The sequence below is a fragment of the Nostoc sp. PCC 7524 genome (assembly GCF_000316645.1).
GTDB lineage: Bacteria > Cyanobacteriota > Cyanobacteriia > Cyanobacteriales > Nostocaceae > Trichormus.
Genome location: NC_019684.1, coordinates 2,171,844 through 2,191,039, shown reverse-complemented (window position 1 = coordinate 2,191,039; position 19,196 = coordinate 2,171,844). Strand labels below are relative to the sequence as shown.

The 19,196-nt window shown below is 41.2% G+C and carries 18 protein-coding genes; 9 read left to right on the top strand and 9 right to left on the bottom strand.

The window, feature by feature from the left end:
- Positions 1-163 precede the first annotated feature (163 nt).
- The 3 genes from NOS7524_RS08680 (at position 164) to NOS7524_RS08670 (ending at position 2,634) form a co-directional block, all read left to right on the top strand.
- The gene (locus tag NOS7524_RS08680) at positions 164-940 is read left to right on the top strand and encodes a GTP-binding protein (RefSeq protein WP_015138110.1); all 777 of its coding nucleotides are present in this window, start codon (positions 164-166) and stop codon (positions 938-940) included.
- On the top strand, positions 937-1,749 hold the full coding sequence (locus tag NOS7524_RS08675) for a metallophosphoesterase family protein (RefSeq protein ID WP_015138109.1): 813 nt from the start codon (positions 937-939) through the stop codon (positions 1,747-1,749). Before NOS7524_RS08680 ends, NOS7524_RS08675 begins: the two co-directional genes overlap by 4 nt.
- Positions 1,750-1,881: 132 nt before the next feature.
- A complete protein-coding gene (locus NOS7524_RS08670) occupies positions 1,882-2,634 on the top strand; it encodes a hypothetical protein (RefSeq protein WP_015138108.1) in 753 nt (250 codons plus the stop codon).
- A 439-nt stretch (positions 2,635-3,073) separates the two neighbouring features.
- Here NOS7524_RS08670 and psaK read toward each other — a convergent pair whose 3' ends face one another.
- On the bottom strand, positions 3,074-3,334 hold the full coding sequence (gene psaK / locus NOS7524_RS08665; protein WP_015138107.1) for a photosystem I reaction center subunit PsaK: 261 nt from the start codon (positions 3,332-3,334) through the stop codon (positions 3,074-3,076).
- A 379-nt stretch (positions 3,335-3,713) separates the two neighbouring features.
- Between psaK and NOS7524_RS08660 the strand changes: the two genes are divergently transcribed.
- Positions 3,714-4,154, top strand: coding sequence for a SufE family protein (locus NOS7524_RS08660; protein WP_015138106.1), 441 nt, complete (start codon positions 3,714-3,716; stop codon positions 4,152-4,154).
- Positions 4,155-4,187: 33 nt separating this feature from the next.
- A complete protein-coding gene (locus tag NOS7524_RS08655) occupies positions 4,188-5,102 on the top strand; it encodes an alpha/beta fold hydrolase (protein WP_015138105.1) in 915 nt (304 codons plus the stop codon).
- Between the two features lie 88 nt (positions 5,103-5,190).
- On the opposite strand, the gene NOS7524_RS08650 is transcribed toward NOS7524_RS08655, so the two are convergent.
- Positions 5,191-6,054: an all3515 family Zur-repressed PEP-CTERM protein gene (locus tag NOS7524_RS08650; protein ID WP_068969771.1), complete on the bottom strand. Its 864-nt coding sequence runs from the start codon at positions 6,052-6,054 to the stop codon at positions 5,191-5,193.
- Between the two features lie 305 nt (positions 6,055-6,359).
- Between NOS7524_RS08650 and NOS7524_RS08645 the strand changes: the two genes are divergently transcribed.
- The 4 genes from NOS7524_RS08645 to NOS7524_RS08630 all read left to right on the top strand — a co-directional run bounded on the left by NOS7524_RS08645 (position 6,360) and on the right by NOS7524_RS08630 (position 10,279).
- Positions 6,360-7,331, top strand: a complete 972-nt coding sequence (locus tag NOS7524_RS08645; protein WP_015138103.1) for a CobW family GTP-binding protein — start codon at positions 6,360-6,362, stop codon at positions 7,329-7,331.
- A 155-nt stretch (positions 7,332-7,486) separates the two neighbouring features.
- The gene (locus NOS7524_RS08640; protein WP_015138102.1) at positions 7,487-8,548 is read left to right on the top strand and encodes a WD40 repeat domain-containing protein; all 1,062 of its coding nucleotides are present in this window, start codon (positions 7,487-7,489) and stop codon (positions 8,546-8,548) included.
- Positions 8,549-8,628: 80 nt separating this feature from the next.
- A complete protein-coding gene (locus NOS7524_RS08635) occupies positions 8,629-8,898 on the top strand; it encodes a hypothetical protein (RefSeq protein WP_015138101.1) in 270 nt (89 codons plus the stop codon).
- Between the two features lie 391 nt (positions 8,899-9,289).
- Positions 9,290-10,279, top strand: a complete 990-nt coding sequence (locus NOS7524_RS08630; protein ID WP_015138100.1) for a metal ABC transporter solute-binding protein, Zn/Mn family — start codon at positions 9,290-9,292, stop codon at positions 10,277-10,279.
- A 63-nt stretch (positions 10,280-10,342) separates the two neighbouring features.
- On the opposite strand, the gene NOS7524_RS08625 is transcribed toward NOS7524_RS08630, so the two are convergent.
- The 7 genes from NOS7524_RS08625 to NOS7524_RS08595 all read right to left on the bottom strand — a co-directional run bounded on the left by NOS7524_RS08625 (position 10,343) and on the right by NOS7524_RS08595 (position 19,145).
- Positions 10,343-11,572, bottom strand: a complete 1,230-nt coding sequence (locus NOS7524_RS08625) for an FAD/NAD(P)-binding protein (RefSeq protein WP_015138099.1) — start codon at positions 11,570-11,572, stop codon at positions 10,343-10,345.
- 98 nt (positions 11,573-11,670) lie between these two features.
- Positions 11,671-12,099: a type II toxin-antitoxin system VapC family toxin gene (locus tag NOS7524_RS08620; RefSeq protein WP_015138098.1), complete on the bottom strand. Its 429-nt coding sequence runs from the start codon at positions 12,097-12,099 to the stop codon at positions 11,671-11,673.
- A gap of 5 nt (positions 12,100-12,104) precedes the next feature.
- The gene (locus NOS7524_RS08615; protein WP_041555241.1) at positions 12,105-12,359 is read right to left on the bottom strand and encodes a hypothetical protein; all 255 of its coding nucleotides are present in this window, start codon (positions 12,357-12,359) and stop codon (positions 12,105-12,107) included.
- A 141-nt stretch (positions 12,360-12,500) separates the two neighbouring features.
- Positions 12,501-12,995: a DUF427 domain-containing protein gene (locus tag NOS7524_RS08610; RefSeq protein WP_041555240.1), complete on the bottom strand. Its 495-nt coding sequence runs from the start codon at positions 12,993-12,995 to the stop codon at positions 12,501-12,503.
- Positions 12,996-13,141: 146 nt separating this feature from the next.
- Positions 13,142-14,725, bottom strand: a complete 1,584-nt coding sequence (locus NOS7524_RS08605) for an HlyD family efflux transporter periplasmic adaptor subunit (protein ID WP_015138095.1) — start codon at positions 14,723-14,725, stop codon at positions 13,142-13,144.
- A 45-nt stretch (positions 14,726-14,770) separates the two neighbouring features.
- Positions 14,771-17,782, bottom strand: coding sequence for a peptidase domain-containing ABC transporter (locus NOS7524_RS08600; protein ID WP_015138094.1), 3,012 nt, complete (start codon positions 17,780-17,782; stop codon positions 14,771-14,773).
- Between the two features lie 733 nt (positions 17,783-18,515).
- Entirely contained in the window at positions 18,516-19,145 is a 630-nt protein-coding gene (locus tag NOS7524_RS08595) for a PEP-CTERM sorting domain-containing protein (RefSeq protein WP_015138093.1), read from the bottom strand.
- Between the last annotated feature and the right edge of the window lie 51 nt (positions 19,146-19,196).

Sequence of the window (19,196 nt, the reverse complement as noted above, 5' to 3'; positions counted from 1 at the left end):
TTTTTTCAGTCAACCAGGGATTTATTGTAGAGACTTTAGTGTGCCAGTTGCTAGCTTTTTAGGAATAAAGGCTGGAGAGACGAGGGAGACAAGGAAGATAGGGTAGACAATACCCAATGACTATTACTTTGCAAATCGCATGAAAATGATTATCATTTAGTTTATGAATTTACCAATAATTACTGTAGTAGCCGGCCCTGCTGGCTGTGGCAAAACTACCTGGATTTGTCAACAGATGCAGAATCTCAACTCAGATGGAAATATTATTTATTTTAGTCCTGGGACTGGGAAAGTTCCCATCGACCAGACACGCGTTTTTGCGGAATTTCCAGAAGTAAAAGTATTTTTTGATGGGCAGGAAGTAGAATTTCTCACCCACCTAGCCACCGCTAAGAAGGTCTATGTAGAAATAGGATTCTACTTAGAACTAAGCGCAATTAGTCAGATATTAGACAATTTATCTTACCAAGCAGTGGCTATCTTGCCGCCACACCTGAAAGGCTCTGAGTATCACACTTGGGCTGAGAAAATTATCACTGGTGCAGATATTGACACTAATATTACTCCTACTCAAATCTGGCGTGCGCCTTCCAGTGGTCAAGTCATTGACGAAGATAGTTTACAAGAGTTTTGGTACGAAATTACTCATGGGGCTTATGGTCAAGTGATTCGTGCCAAAGGAATTTTCGATGTTGCTGATGGCCGGGCATTATATGCAGATTTCGCCGCAGGCGTACCAGCAACCGATTTCCTAGAATTAGATTTACCACGCCATTTAGAAGGTAGACCACAGCGATTTAGTGGTATTGAGGTATTAGGGCAGAATTTAGATGAATCTGCAATGAAACAAACCTTGGGAGATTGCTATTTATCAGAAGTTGCAATTACACAATACCAAGAACAGGTAAAACAAATTCTCATGGAGGAGATTAGAGAGTGAAAATAGCAGTCCTATCCTGCATTCATGGTAATTACGAAGCCTTAGATGCTGTTTTATTAGATATTGACCAGCAAAAAGCCGATAAAATCTTTTGTCTGGGTGATTTAGTCGGATATGGCCCATATCCCAACGCCGTCGTTACACAAATTCGTTCTTTAGAGATTCCCACTTGTGTTGGTTGTTGGGATGAAGACATTGTTGAAGGTTTGAACTCCTGTGAGTGTAGTTATCCTTCCCTATTAGCTGAAAAACGCGGTAAACTTGCCCACGCCTGGACACATCAAGAACTACATCCAGAAAATCAAGAATTTCTAGCCAAATTGCCTCATAGCTTACGTCAAGACAATCTAGTTTTCGTTCATGGTAGCCCCCACAGCAATCACGAGTATTTATTACCAGAACTCGACGCGTTTGCAGCTTTAGAAAGAGTGCTGTCCTCAGATGCAGATGTGCTGTTTTGTGGTCATACTCATGTACCTTATATCCGCACTCTAGATGCAGGTAGTTTACAAGTATGTGTCAAAACTGATGCCACAGAAGAGAAACAACTCAGCTTTTCTACTGCTATCAAGCGCATTGTTAATGTGGGTTCAGTGGGAGAACCTCGACATGGACGACCCAATGCCACTTATGTAATTTATGACACTGATACTCAAGCAGTAACTTTAAGAGAAGTTCCTTACGACTATCAAAAAACCTGTGCAGCAATTATAGAAAAGGGTTTACCTGCAATTTTTGCTTGGCGTTTAGCTCAAGGTTTGGAGTATGCGGAAAGGGCTGATGACCCAACTCATGTTTGTACGAGATAAGGGGATTGGGGATTGGGGACTGGAGATTGGGGATTCGGTTAATATTTTTTCTTATCTTCCTTGCCTTCTCTGCTTTTTTTGCAAGTTTCTATTTTTAGGTGATGTCAATTTTAGTTAACAGCGAAGATTTTTATGGGTAAGTGGGCAATTTTAAGCGGAATTGAGGGTAATTTGGCTGCATATGAGGCAGTAATGGCAGATATTAAACGCCAGATTAATGAAGTAGAAGCTTTATATATTTTGGGTGATTTAGTCGGGCCGAGGCAAGAGGTTGAAAAGTTGGTAGAACGAGTGCAGAACCCACGACGCGGTGAGTTAGAAGCACTTGTTTGTAAAGGTTGGTGGGAAGAACAGTGTTTGATTTTGCATGGTCTTGGTGCAACTGGGGAAGCAAATGATTTAATAGCTCAGTATGGTGGGGAGACGGTTAAGTTATTGTGGGATTCTGTTTCTCGTCAGACGGTGCAATGGTTAAGAAACCTGGATTTTGGGTTTTTTGAATTAGATTCTTTGCTGATTCACGGTACAACTGTATCCATAGACGAAGCATTAACCCCAGACACTCCACCCATTCAAATGCTTGACCGTCTCTCACGAATGCAGGCTCATAACTTATTTTGTGGTCGGTCTGGTTTAGCTTTTCAATATCAGCTACAAACAGGTTCTGTCACAACGGGTATCACGACTCTCGATAGTCAAATATCTCCCCAATCTGTGCAAATATCTCCACGCCAAGTTATCGGAGTGGGCAATGTGGGACGAACACCAGGGACAGCCAAATATACTCTCTATACCCCCAGCACCAATCATATAGAATTCAGAACCGTTCGATATGGTGTTGGTAAGGGATTTCAGGTCAATTCACCTGCAATCATGTCAACTTAAGTAGAAAAAATCTAGCCAATTTGTCTTTCTGCCCTATCTTGTAGGGTGCGTCAGATGTCAAACATCTGTTGAGAATCACGAAAAACTCAAACCTGACGCACCCTACGAATGTGCTATTTTGTTTGAAATTTCCTATGTAAAAATTTCTAGTAATATAATTTGATAAAAAACTTTTTTTAGGTATTGAAATTATAGTAGTTGCCACCTAGATTACGACATCCAGTAATTATAAAACTGTTACAATAAAAGGCTTTCAAGCCTGTCATCTGTCCCTTTCTATAAATAGAAAAAACCAGAGAATATATTCTCTGGCTCATAGATACAGACACAACAATCAATAATAAAATTATTTACTTCAGCAGGGCGTAAGTAGAGATACCATCTGGAATCAGCAAATAGGTTCAGATATTTTCTGCTTATTCTTACCTACCTTTCTGCACTAGAATCTACCCAGGTAATGCAAGCCTAAAATAATACCTGCGCCTAATATATGACCAAATGCTGTAGTCGCTAATAAACCAGGTAAACCAAAGCCACCGAAGAGATTGGCAGATGGTAAAGCTGGTTCTGAACTGGGATATTGAATGGTGAACTTACCGAAGGTAATAGCGATGACATTGGCAACAATCATGATAATCCCGATTGAGGGATTCCATTCCAGGGGTGCAGTTGCAGCAGCGAGTAAGGTTGAAGTTAACACCTGAATTAAGCTCCTGAAATTTATTTAATCATTGAAGATATCATCTGCAAAATCCCGCAATAAATTCAAGAGAAATTCCTATTTTGCAGTAATATTTAACATTCGTTTTCAATACTTCATAAATTGGTGAATGAACCTCGATAATGAAGTTTGGCTGATACTGGGGCAGCCTATTTATGCACATATCTCTAGAATTTATTTTGTGTCTTCTATTACATATTCATGAATCTTTTTTAATCCGCGTTAGCTGTAGATGCGATTGTCTCATCTTGCGATCGCCTCACTCAATACATCCCATCTCGCCTAGATTGAACCATAGGCCATCCCTATAAAGATAATCTACACTCAAAGGAAGACCAATTTATTTACAACTGCTGCTATGTCTTCCACTCTAGACTCCTTACCTCCTGCCCTTGCTAAAATTGTCCAGCGTTTTCAACGGGCAAGTGACCCAAAACGACGCTATGAACAATTAATCTGGTATGCTCAAAAACTGCCAGAGTTCCCAGAAGCTGATAAAGTGCCAGAAAATAAAGTCCCTGGTTGTGTTTCGCAAGTATATGTGACTGCAACTTTAAATGATGGTCAGGTGACATATCAAGGAGATTCTGATTCCCAATTGACTAAAGGATTAGTCGCCCTATTGATTGAAGGCTTAAACGGACTAGCACCTACGGCAATTGTCGAACTAACACCAGATTTTATTCAAGAAACTGGTTTAAATGTCAGCCTTACCCCTTCCCGCGCTAATGGGTTTTATAACATTTTTAAAACAATGCAAAAAAAAGCGTTGGAATGTAAGTTAGACCTGCCAAACTAAAAGTATTGTGACAACTACCAAATATTTAGTGCGATGTCTACCAGTTTATTATCAACCTATGACCCGACTGGATTTGGTGGAGTAGTTAAAGAATATCTTTGGCAATGGGAAGGTCAACCATTGCGTGTTGTGTATGAAACTCTGGGCAATGGTTCACCTCTATTACTCTTGCCAGCATTTAGCAGTGTATCCACCCGCCAAGAAATGGCTGAATTGGCTAGGCTACTAGCTCCCCATTTTCAAGTAGTAGCTGTAGACTGGCCAGGGTTTGGGCAATCTTCCCGTCCCAGTATCAATTACCGACCAGAAATTTATCAGCAATTTCTCGCGGATTTTATTCAGACTGTGTTTTCTACCCCCGTTACTGTAGTAGCGGCTGGTCATGCGGCGAGTTATGTGTTGCAATTAGCCCGCACCCAGCCAGATACTTTTGCAAAAATTGTTTTGGTTGCACCCACTTGGCGCGGTCCTTTACCAACAATGGGGGCAAATCCACAAATAGCTGGTGTAGTTAGGGGATTGGTGCGATCGCCTATTGTCGGTCAAATCCTCTACAAACTCAATACCACACCCTCATTCTTAAGATTTATGTACCGTCGCCATGTCTTCGTTGATACGGCGAAACTTACACCCAGTTTCATCGAGAAGAAATGGCAAACTACCCAAAAACCAGGTGCTAGGTTTGCTTCTGCGGCTTTCGTGACTGGAAATATTGACGCAGTACACAATCAATCCGATTTTATTGAACTGGTACAGTCTTTGTCTGTTCCCCTCATGATGGTGATTGGTGAATCAAGTCCCCCCAAATCACGCCAAGAAATGGAAACTATAGCTGCACTCCCAGGAGTAAGGAGCGTTGTACTTCCCGGTTCTTTGGGAATGCACGAGGAATACCCACAAGAGGTGTTTGCCGCGATTGAGGATTTTTTGCGATCGCCACAAAATTAAGTGCTACGCAAAATGTAGGGTGCGTCAGTCCGAGAAAAACTAGCTATACCAAGAAATTATTCCAACTGACGCACCCTACTAACTAATCTCAGTTGTTTACAGTCCGTTTCTTGAGGTGAGATATAGATAAAGCTAATAAACCAACTACTCCCAAACTAATAGTAGTCGAAGGTTCTGGCACTTTTTCGACTTGGAAATCCAAGCTAAATGTACCAGATTCCAAAAAGGGAGTACGGTTATTATCAGTATTTAAATCAACTAATTTAAATGTAGCTGAATAAACACCGGGTGCTGCTGTTCTATTCGTCCAGAAAGTCGGGGTAAAGGAAAAATCATCACCACTACCGATAGTGTAAATCTCACCAAGAGCCGTGAGGATATTTTCACCCGCTTCATTAGCAATATTCAACCCACTGGTAATAGACATCAATTGTAGACCAATTGTTGCACCCGCTAGAGGTGACTGCCAACGACCACGAGAACTATTAAACAAAGACAGATCATCCGGATGTGCAGGATCTTGCAAAGATTGCACAGATTGAATTTTGAGATTGCTATATTCCTCATGGGTGTCCATGCTAATCAACCGCCCAGCATAAATCCCTGTACCCGGTAATAATTTCAGTGGTGGAATTCCTGAAGAAATTTCAGGAATTCTGTTATTGATGTTGGTGGAATTAATACTTGGGCTAGCTACAGGCCCTGAGTAGCTATAAACACCGATACCGTGGAAATGATTCCTTGTGTAGTCTTCTTCTCTATGAGCATAGAGAAAGGTCAAACGTTTGTAGTTGGGGTTCTCCAATCCAGCATACGTTCCACTCGTGAGGAACTCCAAACCATCTAAGCCAATGAAAGATTCAGTATCGTCATGGTCAGCATCACTACCATGAGCTTGTGCAGGTGCAACAGCAGTAGATACAACCAATGGCGCAGCAAACAATAGGCTCATAGCAAGAGTAGATTGCTTGCGCCAGCAGCTAGTGTATTTTGAAACCACTAGGTTTCTCCATGAAGGTATAATTTTTCAGTAATAATGATTATCATTTTCTTGCTTGGGCTGTCAATGAAGAATTTGTTAAAAAAATCAAGAGTTTTGATTTCTGGAAAATTATTAAAATTTATTACTGTTCGTAGATGACAAATAAAACATTGGTGAGATTTCAGCCCTAAAGCATGACAAGTTCACACAAACATATAAAAAGACTTATGATAGGTGATAATGATTATCCATAAGGTGAGATAAGAGGCTTTTATATGGTGGCTGATGTAATGACAAATTCAGTTCCCGTTACTGTTTTGACTGGCTATTTAGGAGCAGGGAAAACAACACTACTCAATCACATCCTCACCTACGAACATGGCAAAAAAGTGGCTGTGATCGTCAATGAATTTGGGGAAGTAGGCATTGATAATCAATTAGTTATTGATGCAGATGAAGAAATATTTGAAATGAACAATGGCTGTATTTGTTGTACAGTCAGGGGTGACTTAATTCGCATCATCGGTAATTTGATGAAGCGGCGGGATAAGTTTGACCATTTAGTAATAGAAACAACTGGATTAGCCGACCCTGCACCCGTAATTCAGACTTTCTTTGTAGATGAAGATATGCAAAGTCAAATGTCTTTAGATGCAGTGGTGACAGTGGTTGATTCCAAGCATATCTGGCAGCATTGGGAAGCAGACGAAGCCCAAGAACAGATTGCATTTGCCGATGTAATTTTACTGAATAAAACAGATTTAGTTGCACCAGCAGAATTAGATGAATTAGAAAAGCGGATTCGGTCAATGAATGCGATCGCTAAAATTTACCGCACCCGTAATTCTGAATTATCGATGGATGCTTTATTGGGTGTGCAAGCCTTTGATTTAGCACGCGCCTTAGAAATAGACCCTAATTTCTTAGGTGAAGATGCCCACGAACATGATGATACTGTTTTTTCTATAGCATTGGTAGAAGAAGGCGAACTAGATGGGCAGAAATTAAACGCTTGGCTTTCAGAATTATTGCGTACCCAAGGCCCTGATATCTTCCGCATGAAAGGCATATTAAATATTGCTGGCGAAGATAATAGATTTGTCTTCCAAGGTGTGCATATGATATTGGATGGCAGACCGGATAGACCTTGGAAAGCCAGCGAAAAGCGGAAAAACGAACTGGTTTTTATTGGTCGCAATCTCAATGAAGCTCAATTGAAACAAGATTTTCTGGCTTGTATGGCATAGGAGGGATTGGGGATTGGGGACTGGGGACTGGGTAAAAATTCTACCTCATCTCCCCTCACTCCCCCATCTCCCCTCACTCCCCCATCCTCCCCTGCTCCCCTGCCCCTCTGCTCCCCTACTCCCTACTCCCCACTCCCTACTCCCTATAAATTAATATGAACCTCACAACTAGCAAATCTAAAGAATTTGAAGAACATTATTCAGGGACACTGGCAGAGTATGTAACTGCGATCGCCTGGTCGCCAAGAGGTGATACTCTAGCTGCAACCTCGGCGGCTGGGGAAGTGGTACTGTGGCAAGATGGCGAATTAATCACTTTGCAAACTGGTGAAGGTAAATCAGTAGATTGTGTAGCGTTCTCCAGGGATGGTCAATTTTTAGCCGTTGGGGGACAAGATGGCCGGGTGAAAATTTGGCAGGGACAAGAATTAATTGCCACTTTAGAAAATGCCCCGGCTTGGGTGGATAAAATAGCTTGGAATCATGTTAATAACCAGTTGGCTTTTAGTTTAGGGCGCTACGTTCAAGTTTGGGATGCTGATACTCGTGAGGTAGTTGTCACCCTGAATTTTGCTGACTCCTCTGCATTGAGTATTGATTGGCGCATTGATGGACAATATCTCGCCATTGGTGGGAATCAAGGCGTGAAAATTTGGCACTCGCAAAACTGGGACGAAGAACCTTACATTCTCACTATGCCTACTGTCAGTGTCGCTATGGGTTGGTCAACTGATGGTAAATTTCTCGCCTCTGGGAATATGGATCGCAGCGTCACCGTTTTGGAATGGAATAATCCCGATCCTTGGGTGATGCGTGGCTTCCCTGGTAAGATTCGGCAATTGGCTTGGTCAGATATTAAGAGCAAAATCGATGCGCCATTGTTAGCTACCTCCAGTGTGGAAGGGATTGTGGTGTGGGAAAAGCTAGAGGATGAGGACTTGGGTTGGGAAGCGCGAGTTTTAACTAATCATGTGGGGGTGATTAATGCGATCGCTTTTGCTCCAAACAGCTTTCTTCTTGCTTCGGCGGCTACAGATGGCTGGTTGTGTTTGTGGAACAAAGCCAAGCAAGTCTCCCAAATTCTTACAGGGGCTGCTGATGGTTTTTCTACCTTAGCTTGGCATCCCCAAGGCAAATTATTAGCCGCAGGTGGTGAAAAAGGTGAAATTCTCATTTGGTCAAAGATATTACGCGGTCAAGGCTTCGGACATAGTTAAGTTATACACAGCGATGAAAGTTGAAGCTATTCCAAAAAATTGGCTATGCTGTATCAACAGCAGTATTTAATATGTGAATTATGAACCTAGTCAAACTGTTTTTGCTTGTCTGCCCCGTCATTCTTTCCTCCATACTACTAGCAGCCAATCCAGCCAATGCTAGTATAAAATCTACTTCTGTTAACCCAGGAATTACGGTAGAATACGTACAACCATTGTCGGAAATTGCAGCACCGCATTTGACTCCAGCATCGAATCCGATCACTGAACAGTTAGGTTGTACTTGCGCTAACTGTGTTCAGTCTAAATTTCAACTTTTACAAGGAAAACTGCCATCTGTTGATTTTTAATCACAGTGAAAAATATTATATTAGGCACAGTGTTACTGTGCCTTTATTGTGTATATTGATTGTATTTTCCAGATAGAATATCGAAAAAATATGCCAAAAATTAAATATTATAAATAAAATTTGCTACCCTAACTACCGCTACAAATATTTTAGTTATGGCAAAATATATAAATTATCAATCTAGTAGCAAATAGAAAATCTGTTACTTATAATAACAAGCTGTTTTATAGATTCAGCATGAATTAAATATAGGACTCCTATTTGATTTTTGTTGGCGTAGCCTACGCTGGCGCATACAACACTCAGTACACCTCTACTTCCTTCTTTCCTATTGCCCATTGCCTATTGCCTACCTACGCAGATAATTTTAGAAATCAAATCAGATTGCTATATGTCACAAAAAATACTAAAAAGTCCTCCCATAAAATTTGTATTGTTGTTTTTGACAATTGGATTTTTTGGGTGTGGAAATCAAGCTATAAATACCTCCTTCACCAAAACCTCTACCACTGTTAATGAAAATCTGCCCTTGGTTGTCGCTACTACAAGCTTACTTTGTGATTTAGCTAAACAAGTTGCGGAAAATACCATTAATCTTACCTGTATAATTCCTCCTAATACAGATGCCCAAGATTATCAACCAAAACCAGAAGACCGTACAGCTATTGAGCAAGCTAATTTAATTTTCTACAATGGCTACAATCTAGAACCAGAATTAATCAAATTAATTAAGGAAACGAACAACAAAGCTCCGAAAATAGCCGTTAGCCAAGTTGCCCTGCCTAAGCCGCAGCAATTTCAGATAAATACTCGAAAAGTCAGTAATCCTTATATTTGGCATAATCCGAAAAATGGGATAAAAATGGTGGAGGTTATTAGTAGTAACTTAAAAAAATTAGAACCAAATAATACAGATATTTATCAAGAAAATACTAAACGAATTAAAGCGGAACTCACTCAGATAGATAGTTGGATTAAATCAAGAATTGGTAGTATTCCTGAAGAAAAGCGCAGATTAGTAACAACCACTAATGCCATAGATTATTTCACCAAAGCATATGGTATTCCGTCAGCCAGTTTGGGTACAGAAGAGCAAGCAACAGATCAACGGATCACAAATTTGGTGAGATATATCCAAAAGTCTAAAGTACCAACAATTTTTTCAGAAGCGAAAGTTAACCCTGAGTTAATTGAGTCAGTAGCTACAGCAGCACAGGTAAAATTATCAGAAAGGCAACTATATACTCAAGGACTGGGAGAAGCAGACAGTAACGCAAATAGCTATCAAAATATGATGTTTGCTAATACACGTACCATTGTTGAGGGGTTAGGTGGAACTTACTTAATTTTTCCACCTAGAATTCAGCCATCTCAACGTTAAGTTTATTGTTTCGTAATGAGGGCTTTAAGCCTGCGGTGCGTCCACTAACTAAGCATCTAATCATTATGCAATTTGAGGATGAGCAAGAGAAACCCTAGGTTTAATAATCGCTGGTACAATTTTTTCACTTGCCATTCTTGCACCTGATAAATTTCGTGCTGTCGGCCCTACTTGTAATGCTGCTAAACCTCCCATTAAAAATAATTCACAACTAGGCCAACGTAGACAGCTATCTAATACAGGTAAGCCGTTGACTACAGGAATAGGGTAAGCATGAAAAATTTCTGCTAATAATGGTTCGGCTATAACATCAAATTTACTACCAGTAGATAGCCAAATGCGATCGCACTCATATTCATTACCATCATTGCATTTTACCTGCCAATGATTTCCTAACCATTGAGCTGCAACAATTTGACAATCTTCATCTATGATTGCATGACCAGCACCCACAGCCCGGCGTAGTTGCGTAGCTATTGCAGGTGTCATCGAACCACCGTTACGCGCTTGCTGTATCATTTGCCAACGCTGTTGATAATCTGATTCAGCGAAGAATCCTTTTAAGTATTTTGGCCCTAACCAACCAGGTTCCGCGTCAAATAATTTAGCTTGCAACTGTCGCCGCATTATTAAGTGGACTTTGGCTCCACGACTAATCGCACCCACTGCTAAGTGTCCACTGGTTAAACCACCACCCACAATTAATACTCTTTCACCTGTCAAATGTAATTGCCGTAAATCTATGTGCTGTGAGTGACAGAGTTTGTCTTGGGGATATTCCAAGGCTATTTGATTTACCCAGTCAGGAATCTGGATTTGGCTATTGTTCGTAGCTAGTACAACCCGCCGCGCAATGATTGATGTGCCATCTTGCAACCACATCTGCCAACGCTGGTGTAAGGGTTGCAGTCGTGTCACCTTAGCTGGTACAACTACATCCTCTACATCCCAACGCTGAATCACATCATGACACAAGTCTGCAAATAGCTGCGTTCCTGGTAAGTCGTAGGGGGGGAATAATTCTTGGGGACGAGATTCGGCAAATTTTCGCAAAGCGAAGGGATTGGGATCAGGATGGTGTACCGCAGGCGATCGCAAATGTGGTATTTCTAAAGCTGCAAACTGCTGCTGCCATCGATTCAACCATCTACCGCTAGGATCAAATACCAAAAATCTCCCCTGCATTTTGGGTCGCTTTTGCAGCAAATGAGTGACAAATGTTAACGCATGAGGGCCAGCACCAATAATCGCCAAGTCAATTTTAGGAGGTAACTGCACTGGAGTAGTTGCCATTGCCGAGTCTGTGGGAAATAACGATAATCGTTATCATTGTACTCTGAGATTTGTGCAACTGCCATTTCAGGCGATCGTATTTCTCACCGTTATCCTATTTATTCAACCAAATGAATCCAAGATAAAACGGAACTCACACTGTTAAATAGACGTTTATCACCTGTATAAAAATCTGCTTGAAATCTCTGAGCTAATGCTAAATAATGAGCATCATAAGTGGCAGGAAGGTTAAATTGTTGTGTGAATTCCCAGGCTTGTTGATGTAATTGGCGATCGCTATAAAACTGAATTGATAAATTGAAGGCAAGGTTTATACATTCCTCTGCTTCTGTCTTCAGTAGTTGTTTTGCTAATTGCATTCTATGAAATACATTAGTGACTTCGTAACATAAGAGAGTTGGAGCAATAATCTGAGTTTGGTTTTGCTCCCAGTTATCCCATAATGTGAGATGCGTTGAATTTTGCGAGGAATTTTTGATTAACTTAACTACAAAATTAGAATCAACGCAAATAATTTGTCGGCTCATTATTTTTATTCATCAGACAAAAAATTCGCAATCAATTGTTCATTCCGTTCTGCTCGCATTTGATGAATGATCTCTTCAATATCTAGTTCCAATGGTTGATCACTACGGCGTTGCTGAATGGCTTGAGCATTAGCTAAAATTCTTGTCCGTAAATTTTGCCAATCAGATTGATGTGTTAATTTTTGATTTAATAAATCTCTTTCTTCAGGAGACAAAGCTTTGATGGCATTAGCTAAAGACTCAACAAGCTGAATATTCATAAACTCTCTGTGTCCCTCTGCATTCACCTTTATTACCATAACCTGTGGGAACACTGGACGGCTAATACGTTTAATCTTCATCTGCAATTCGCCTCATCTGAAGGTAAATCTTGAGTTTCCTGCCGTCAACCCAAGTTCGTATTACCATCCCCAACTACCAGGAATACCTTTAAACGGCCCAACAATATCGCTAGTTACCCAACCACCGTAAAAATTTCCTGGTTGCGGTTCTACTTTTTCTCCATCTACATAACAAGCATCCATCATATGGGCATAAAAAGCTACATGATCTTTGATGGATGCAAAAGCTGGTGTCGGGCTGGCATAGAACCAAGCTGCATTTTGTGCTGATTTTTCACTTACGCGTATTGTGTAGTAACCAGCACGTCCTTTCCACTCGCAAAAGCTAGACTGTGGTGTTAACACCAGATGTTCCATTTTGATATCCGCAGGGGGGATGTAGTAAGAGGGTGGATGGCTGGTTTCTAAAACACGTTTGGCGGCGTGGGTATCTACAATAACTACACCATTAAAAACTACTTGAATATGTTTGTTAGTGTCCTCCAAGCGAGGAGGGCGGGGGTAGTCCCATACTGATTCTTGTCCGGGTTTGGGTTCAATGCGTTGGGGATACATATACAATTCAAAATTCAAAATAACCTTCAGCTAGGCTAAGGGACTATCCCAAATTTAGGGTGCGTCAGTGCAAGAAACCCTAACCATAGCAAGAAGTTATTCATACTGACGCACCCTACTGAGTAAATCAATTGGGAATAGTTTCTTTATCTTACCTGTTTTAAACTTTCAACTTGGTTGGTGAACAATTCAGTAAACAGGCTCATCACTGTGCGTTCTTCTCTGACTTTGATGTTAGCACTGAGGGACATACCTGACTGCAAGGGAATTTTCCTATTTTTGATGTCTAGGTATTGTTTATCTAACTGAATTCTGGCGGGAAATCTATAGAATTGATAAGTTTCGTCTGGTGGTAGGGCATCAGAAGCAATATCAACTAATTCTCCTTTGATATCTCCGAATTCGCTGAAAGGAAATGAGTCAATTCTCACATCGACTTTCATGCCTTTACTCACAAAACCAATGTCTCTATTGGTAATGAAAACTTCTGCAACATAATTATCGTTGGGGACAATTTGGAGCAATTTTTGGGTGGGATTGGCTACAAAACCAGGGTTTTTGGCTTGTAAATCAAAAATAGTACCTGAGACGGGGGCGCGGAGTTCTTGGTATTTAAAGTTTAATTGGGCTTGAGAAATTTTGCTGTTGATATCTGCTAAATTTTGCTCATTATCTAGCACAATTTTCATAAATTGGCTGTCAATTTCAGCAATGCGTTTTTTATTATCTGCTATCCTTTCTAAGATATTTTTATCGGAAGCAGCAACGGTATTGTAAAGTTGTTGTCGTCCTCTTTCAATATCAAACTGGAGGCGTTTCTTTTCTTCGACTAATTGCGCTACTTCTGCTGTCAGATTTTGTACTTGTTGTTGTTGGTTGAGATACTGTAGTTGCGAAATACCACCTTCTTCCGAGAGGGTTTTCAGTTTATCTAAAATGCGCTGTTGGATGCCTAAACTTGATTCCGTATCTTGGAGTTTGACTACAGTTTGAGATAGTTGTTTTTGAATTTTGGCAACTTCTAAGTTTGCCGCAGCTGCACGAGTGTCTAATTCCTGTTTAGCAACTGCTAGTTGTTGCTGTTCATCACTATCTAACCCTATACCTGTAGTAGAGTTTCTTAATTGAGTACGCAACAACTCATTTTCTGATACTAAAGCTGCTCGACTTCTCAATAAAAATGCAGCATCTCTGGGTAATTGACTACGGCTGAATTCTAGTTCTGAGGTGATGCCAGTAGTAGAATTCATTAACCGCCGATAAATCTGATTTTGTTGCATTAAGGAACTGCGAATTTTATTTAAAGCATTCAACTGAGCAACAGTAGCGACAGTTTCAAAAGTTAATAGTAAGTCTCCTTTATTAACTTTCTGCCCATTTTGGATATAGACTTCTTTGACAACTCCACTGACGGGTGCTTGCACTTCTTTGACAGCTCCCTCTGGCTTTAATTGACCAGTAGCGGGTACTACCTGTTCAATTTTGGCGAAATATGCCCAAGTAATGCCAAAACAGGCTAAAGCCATTAGGGTAAGCATGATTGTCCGTGACCAAATAGGAGACTGGCGCAGGACGACTGATTGCTCAAATTCTTCAACATTGGCCTTAATCAAACCTGGTTGAGAGTTCTTAGCTAAAGATGTCACCACTTGAGCATCAGCTGGAACAGCTTTGTCATGCTTGCCGTTACCATTATTACCATTTAAGCGATCGCTATTGAGTTGAGTCATAGTAATTAGGGGATTGGGGACTAGGGATTAGGGACTGGGGATTGCCTACAAGTTCACTTCTTGCTGTTGATAGAGGTAGTAATAATGACCTTTTGCTGCCATGAGTTCTTGATGGCTACCTTGTTCGATGACTTTTCCTCCATCCATCACGACGATGACATCTGCGTGACTGACGGTGTTGAGACGGTGGGTGATGAAGAAGACTGTGCTACCTTGAAAGGCGTTGGCTAAGTTGAGACAGACTTGGCGTTCGGTGGGATAGTCTAAGGCGCTGGTGGCTTCGTCTAATACTAATAACTTGGGACGTTGTAAAATAGAGCGAGCGATCGCAATTCTCTGTCTTTGACCACCGGAAAGTGCCGCTCCTCGTTCTCCAACTCTGGTATTGTAACCATTGGGTAAGCTCATAATAAATTCGTGGGCAGCCGCAATCCGCGCCGCTTCGATAATCTCTTCGGTGGAAGCATCGGGATTTGTCAAGGCAATATTTTCTTGCACAGTGCCGTCAAATAACAAGGTTTCTTGCGGCACAACACCCACTTGGCGGCGCAGTGAATATAGTTCTACCTTGGAAATGTCGTAACCATCAATCAAAATTCTGCCGGACTCTACGTCATACAGCCGTAGCAGTAATTTCATCATCGTACTTTTACCAGAACCACTTTGTCCGACGATGCCCACAAATTGTCCTGGCTGAAATTCGAGATTGACGTTGCAAAGTTGTAGGGGGCCACTTTGGGCAAATCTAAAGGAGATGTTTTCGTATTTTACCGACCCTTGAATTTCTGGGAGGGGGATGTTGTAACGGTCGATTTCGGCTTCTTCGGGTGTATCAACAATATCGCTTAATCGTTCCAGTGATAGTGCTGTTTCTTGAAAGTTTTGCCAGAGTTGGGCTAGGCGTAAGATGGGGCTGGTAACATAACCTGAGATAATTCTAAAGGCGATTAATTCCCCTAGGGTTAACTCACCTTGTAGTACCAAATAAGAGCCTACCCACAGCACTAATAAACTACTGAGTTTGTTGAGGAAGTTACTGGTGGAGTTAGCCAGGGTAGAGGTGACGACGGTTTTAAATCCAGCCGCTACATACCGAGCATACCGCTCTTGCCAGGAAAAGCGCGATCGCAATTCGATGTTTTGTGCTTTGACTGTTTGAATCCCCGACATCACCTCCACTAAATAGGATTGGGTAGAGGCGTTGCGTTCGGCTTTGGTGCGTAACTGTCTACTAACGGTAGGTGAAGCAATTAAGGTAATAATCACAAATACGGGGATAGTACCTAAACCTACCAAGGTCAGCTGCCAACTATAAAACAGCATGACGATGATATAAACTACCGAGAAGACCGCATCTAACCCTACTGTTAAAGCTGTACCGGTCAGGAATTGACGGATATTTTCTAATTCGTTAATCCGCGTAGACAACTCACCCACAGGCCGTTTTTCAAAGTAGCGCAGTGGTAGCCGTAGTAAGTGGTCGATAATTTGTGACCCCAAACCCATGTCGATGCGGTTGGTGGTGTCCACAAATAAGTAAGTTCTCAATGTCGTGAGTACGGCTTCAAATATCCCTACTACTAACAGCAATGCCCCTAAAATATTCAAGGTGCTGATGCTATTTTGAACAATGACTTTATCGATAATTAACTGAATAACTAGGGGGTTAGCTAGCTGTGCTAACTGCACAAAGAAGGAAGCGATAAAGACTTCTATGAGAACTCGTCTATAGCGTGATAAGTAGGGAATAAACCACCGCAAACCAAAGCGTTCTTGTGGTGTTTCTTTGGTATGAGCTAGTAGTAATACCCTGACTTGTGGCGGATAACTCTCTTCAATCGTCTCTAAATGTTCGACTATTTGTGCTGGTTTACAGCGAACTATACCTTGGGTTGGTACGCCTAAAACTACATTATTGGCATCTGTGGCGTATAACACAGCGTAACTATCGCCATAGCGTACCAGTGCTGGTGTCGGGATGCGGTTGATAGCAGAGGCTGGAATATCTACTAAGTTGGCTTTGAGTCCGATTAGCTCTGCTAGATAAGCACAAACAGGAAAGGAGATATTCCCTTGGCGTTTAATTTGCTCATTTAACAGGCGGCGCACCACCTCTTTGCGGAAGGGAATTTGTAAATGCTTTGTGAGCATTTGAAAACAGGCGAAGGTGGCGTTTAATTCTCCCTTACCGCGAAAGAATGGGAATTTTTGGTTGGTTCTTTTGCCATTGGATGAGGAGTAGCCAGACTGGGAATAGTCCTCTTCCGAAGCGTAGGGAATTTCTAGAGTTTCAGCAACAGATGGTTGATTGGTTGTAGTCGCCAGTTGTCCCTGATGGGGATTGTTGTCTAGGAGTAATAAATCTGATGGTGCTAAACCCAGCAACCTCGCCGGACGTTCTCCTGGGACTACAATGGCTTCTTGTTTATCTCTAGGTTCGAGGCGAGAACCCAAGGGGAAATTGTTGACTGTACCACCACTGACAAACCAAACGCTGTCTCTATCTAGTTGATGGTAGTAATTTCTCCCTGGTGTCAGGTAATGGATTTTGGCATTTTGTAGTGCTTGTTCGGCTAGTTCATCGAGATTGGTAATGACATTTGCCTGCTGTGCTAACTGTGTACCCAGAACATCGAAAACTTCTACCAAGTGAGTCTGGTTTTGCCGGGCATTGGCGAAGGCTGGATAATTCGATAACAGTCGTAAATAGTCGGCTGCATCTAAGGTTAAACCTATCACTTCATCGGTAGAGGCGATCGCCGTCTCACACCCTACCTCACGCAACAATCCGATTTCGCCAATAATTTCGCCCGGTTGTAGCAATTTTAAAGTCTTGGGCATTTGCGTTTGCGGGTCAAATCCCAGTAAACGCACTGTGCCTTCATACAGAATAGTGACTCGCTCAGGGATTCTTTCTTTACCAACAATTTTTTGACCTATACGATAGCGAAATGCTTGCAATCTGTTGAGTAAATTACTGATTTCTGTAGTTGGTAACTGGTCAAAACCCTCTAGGGTGACGAGAAATTCTTGAAAGGCATTTTTAATATATGTCATAACTAAAAAACTGAATTACCGAATTAATCTCTTGATTGTTTTTATACAAACAGCAAAAGCATTTTCTACCTGTAATGACAGTTGCGAAACCTTTCCATGTGTCAACAAAACATACATATACCGCAATTGCATAGGTTTGCTCTGGGAGATTTAGCTAATTGTCAGCCCAGTCATTAACTTGATAAAATTTTGGCACAATCATGTATATATCCTGTAAGTATTAACACAGAGGAACTTGACTACACGTAACGCTAATAAAACTAGCTATTTACAAGTAAGTGTAATAGCTAAAATTATGTACTCAGACTTAAAATATCACAATTTTTCCCCTAATAAATAGTAAAAAAAACATAAAGAAACAGTAAAGATAACCAGGGTGATTGAGCAAAACCATAGTGAAGCAGCAGGACTTCTGCCGACATAACCATGACTCACGTAGCCATTTGGTTAGTATCTAATTATAGAAACAACAATTAACCGAAATTACTCATTGAAAATACTTTAATTTGCCAATTTAGCATTGCTACTTGTACCCGCAGGTAGAGAAACAAACATGAGTTTATTAACTATTGTCATAAATGTTACTTTAACGAAAACAGTAATAATTTTTACCAATAAAAGTTTTACAAATTTTTATCATAAGGAGCTGTGCCTGTGTGTATTTGTGGTAAAAAAAATTAATTTAACCACAGAGGCACAGAGGCACAGAGGGGTACACTTGCGTAGGCGTAAATTAAGCGCGTGCTTTGTTGTGGAAACGACGCTTGATACTCATACCAAGTCCTAAAGCGGCGATCGCCCCTAGGGTGGTTGTCGGTTCGGGAACCTTAGTAAAATTAGCATTGCTGACTGTTAACTGTGACTCCCCAATGGCATCATCTACATCAACAACACCAATACCCACGTTATAGTTTCCAGCAGATGGGAACACATAGTTAAATGATGAGTTACCAGTCAAAGACAAGACTGAGTTGTTAATAGTGACAAAAGCACTGTCACTATCGCTAGCCAAGAAACTCCAGTCGAAACTGAAAATATCACCAGCCTTGACACTGGCAAAAGTAGTTTTAATTGCAGAACCTTGGGTAGCACCAAAGAATGAACCAACAGGATCTAAGCTACCGCCAGGGATGCCCAAAAAATCTTCTACGCTACCAACACTACCACCAGTAATCGCAGTATTAAACTCATCACCTGATTTGAGAGTCGCTTGAGTTGATGTGAGGCTGACATCACCAATGCTACCCCAAGTAGATAAATCCAGATTAGCAGCATAGGTTGGGCTAGCTACTGCCATAGCAGAGATACTCAATACACTGCTTACGCCTGCGGTGAGAAGGGAGTTTTTGATGGAATTCAGCATGGGTTGTTTATGGTTTGTAAATTGAAAATTGAAAGTGGGCATTGAGTATTG